Source organism: Pseudoalteromonas sp. MelDa3, from assembly GCF_002863625.1.
Lineage (GTDB): Bacteria > Pseudomonadota > Gammaproteobacteria > Enterobacterales > Alteromonadaceae > Pseudoalteromonas > Pseudoalteromonas arctica.
Genome location: NZ_PJBR01000176.1, coordinates 1 through 3,202 on the forward strand (window position 1 = coordinate 1; position 3,202 = coordinate 3,202).

The following is a 3,202-nucleotide window of genomic DNA, read 5'->3' on the forward strand; positions in this document are numbered from 1 at the left end:
CCATCTGATTTCTCAGGTTTTACAGTTGATGGTTTTAAGGATGAATTTGAAAAGTTAGTAGAAACCGATAGTAAATCAATTGTTCTTGATTTATCTAAGACAGAATTTATCGACTCTTCAGGAATAGGTGCTATTGTTTTTCTATACAAAAGAATAGAGAAGAAAAATCATAAACTTATGTTATTAAATGTTACTGGGCAACCATATAAACTAATGACTCTACTTAGAGTTGATAAAACCATTCCTTTCGTAGATTCAATTTAATAGCATAATGGAGGCTATATGAAAGCACACAATATTTTTTTTGCGGCTCTAATTTTATTATTAGGAGGGTGTGCTTCATGGCCGGATGAAGGACAAGGTGGCTGGGCTGAAAAATATCAGAACTACCCCCTAGACGATGAACAAGAAGACAGTAACTATACACAGCCCGAAGAGGTTATTCGTAGTGAATTCGAACACCTTGTTTTAAAACTAGAGCTTTTAAAATCACAAGATATTCAATCATGTATGCCTGCCCAATTGCTTAAATCTCAAATATATGAGAACCGTATTCGTCGATTAATAGCTGCACAAATGTGGGAAGATGCTGAACATGATTTATTAATCCATTATCATGATTTAAATCAACTGACTAATCACTTTAGCTTAGTTAGACAAGCTACTCATTGCGCAGAAGAAAGTACATCTGCAGAAGCCACTCTTTCTGTAAAAAAACAAGTTTCAGATCTTCTAAATAGCGATAATCAATTTGCTTTCAATGAGTTTGAGATAACTCCTAAATATGCCACCCGCTTGGCTCAGGCTGCTGATTTAGTAAAACAGGTAAGCTCAGTTACTATCTTGTTGATTGGTCACACTGACTCACTCGGCGAAGTCAATAACAATTACGAGCTGGCTTTAAAACGAGCTGATACTGTAAAACATTGGCTAGAAGTATACGGAGTCCCCAATCAGAGCCTTACAACACTCACCCAAGGGAGCCTCAAACCTTATAGCGATGAGTCAAACAGTACGACAACTCACCACTCAGATAGACGTGTGGAGGCTATAGTTCTTGATGCAAACGAGAGTATCCAGCAAAACAAAAAAGTTAAAGCCCTAATGAATTGGACTAAAGTGATAGAAAGGAAAAAGGAGTAATTTATGAAAAGTATTTTTATCTTTTTTATCTTTTTTATCTTTAGCTCACAAGCTGCTGGTTTAGTATCTGACAGCGACTTTGAGGTACAAGTTGGTAATAAACTCTTATTATATGTTCCAGGAGAAGCTGAATTTGATAAACCATTCGAAGTTGATAAAAATGGACAAATCAATATTCCAGAAATTGGTCGTTTTGATGTCGTAGGTAAAACCACAGCACAAATCACCTTAGAGCTTAAACCTATATTGGGTCAATTTTTTATTGCTATAGATGATTTCTATGTTGAGATAAGTAGCCGCGACATATTTATAAAAATATTAGGCTACGTGAATAACCCATCTCAAGTAAGTATACCTGACGATGGCAACATTCAAATGGTTATCGCTAAGGCCGACGGTTTGAAACCTGGTGCACAATTAGACCGCTTACAAATCCGAAGAAGTAATGAAGTTATAGAGTTTAACTACAAAGCTTATTTAGACACAGGCAATATTACATTATTACCTCCCCTTAAAAGCGGTGATACTGTATTTGTTCCTGTCTCGCCATTACTAGGTAATGTACAAATTGACTTTGACGCACAAACACTTAGTGCTACTGGTGATGCTAGTGATGATACTGCTATTACAATTTTAGGTGAAGTCCACAATCCAGGTAGTTTTTCGTATAAGGATAACATGTCTATATTAGACGCACTTATGCGTTCAGAAGGCGTAACACGCTATGCTGATGTAACAAAAATAAGGGTTATAGTAGATAAAAAACCTGTTATTTTTGATCTAAAAGCTTACTTAGATACACCTACTAATAGCAATATGCCTGAGCTAAAAGCAGGCTCTACTATTTATGTACCAATAATGGTCGATGATGTAAATACAACTTCACGTACAGTTTATATTATGGGAGAAGTACAAAAGCCAGGAGCATATGAGGCAGCAGATAGTACTAATTTTTTAGATATATTGGCTAACGCTGGAGGCCCAACTCGCTTTGCCGAAACTCGTCAAATAAAAATACTCACTCCGGAAGGTGAGAGCATTTTGTTTGATTTACAAAGCTATAGTGAAGGCACTACGACAGCTAAAGTACCAGATTTAAACCCAGGTGATGTTATTTTTGTACCTGAGAAAACAGATGTTAATGAGAAAAGTTGGTTAAAGATCCCAACTAAAAGAGCAATCAAAATAATAGGCGCTATTCAGTCACCTGGTAGGTACGAATGGAGTAGTGAAATGGACTTTACTGACTTACTTGCTCATGCTGGAGGCCCTACTAAAGGTGCAAATATTAATGACATCAAAATTGTACGAAATGGTGACGTGACGAAGCGTTTCGACCTTGAAAAGTACACGATTACTGATGGCCAAATACAGTTACCTCAACTTTTAGCTGGCGATACGATAATTGTAGAAGAGCTTCCTGTTGATCCCGGAAACAATAAATCACAATGGATCCGTCAAGAGTCGAGTAAATCAATTTATATTATGGGTCAGGTTGGTTCTCCTGGGCGCTACGCATTTAATGATAACATGCACTTTTTGGATATTTTATCTGCCGCTGATGGTCCTAATGAAAGTGCTGATATTAGAAACATACGCATAACTCATCGCAATGGACAAAAGGCTAAAGTAAGTAAACTGAACCTATCTATGTACTTTGAAACTGGTGATGAAACACTATTCCCTAACGTGTTACCAGGAGATACTATTTTTGTTCCAGAAAAAGATAAAAACTGGTTACGTACACCAAAGGAGCGTGTTGTTCGTATTATGGGAGCTGTTCAAAAGCCAGGGCGATATAGTTTTGATGATACCATGTCAATTTTAGACGTATTAGCTGAAGCTGGCGGCCCTTCTAGCTCAGCATTAATTGATAAAATAGTTGTTGTTAATCACTCCTGTTGTAAGGAGCAATCACGTATCTTTGATTTAGAAGAATTTATTAAATCACCTAATTCAGCTAATTTACCAGTATTACGTGCAGGTGATACATTATTTGTACCAGATAAAGGTCAAGATTTACTTAGTCAATTTAAAGATAATTTTGTAGACTTTATAA

Annotated in this window: 3 protein-coding genes; all 3 read left to right on the forward strand. The window is 36.5% G+C overall.

The annotated features are described in order from the left end of the window. Positions 1-264: STAS domain-containing protein (locus tag CXF89_RS18795; RefSeq protein ID WP_145990845.1), on the forward strand; the 264-nt coding region annotated here is incomplete at its 5' end. Between the two features lie 18 nt (positions 265-282). Next, positions 283-1,143, forward strand: a complete 861-nt coding sequence (locus tag CXF89_RS18800) for an OmpA family protein (RefSeq protein ID WP_121955449.1) — start codon at positions 283-285, stop codon at positions 1,141-1,143. Positions 1,144-1,146: 3 nt separating this feature from the next. Then, positions 1,147-3,202, forward strand: a 2,056-nt coding sequence (locus CXF89_RS18805) for an SLBB domain-containing protein (protein ID WP_121955450.1), incomplete at its 3' end; no start/stop codon positions are given.

Excerpts from the sequence above, each read along its gene's own strand:
- CXF89_RS18800 (WP_121955449.1), top strand. The coding sequence starts at position 283 with ATGAAAGCACACAATATTTTTTTTGCGGCTCTAATTTTATTATTAGGA.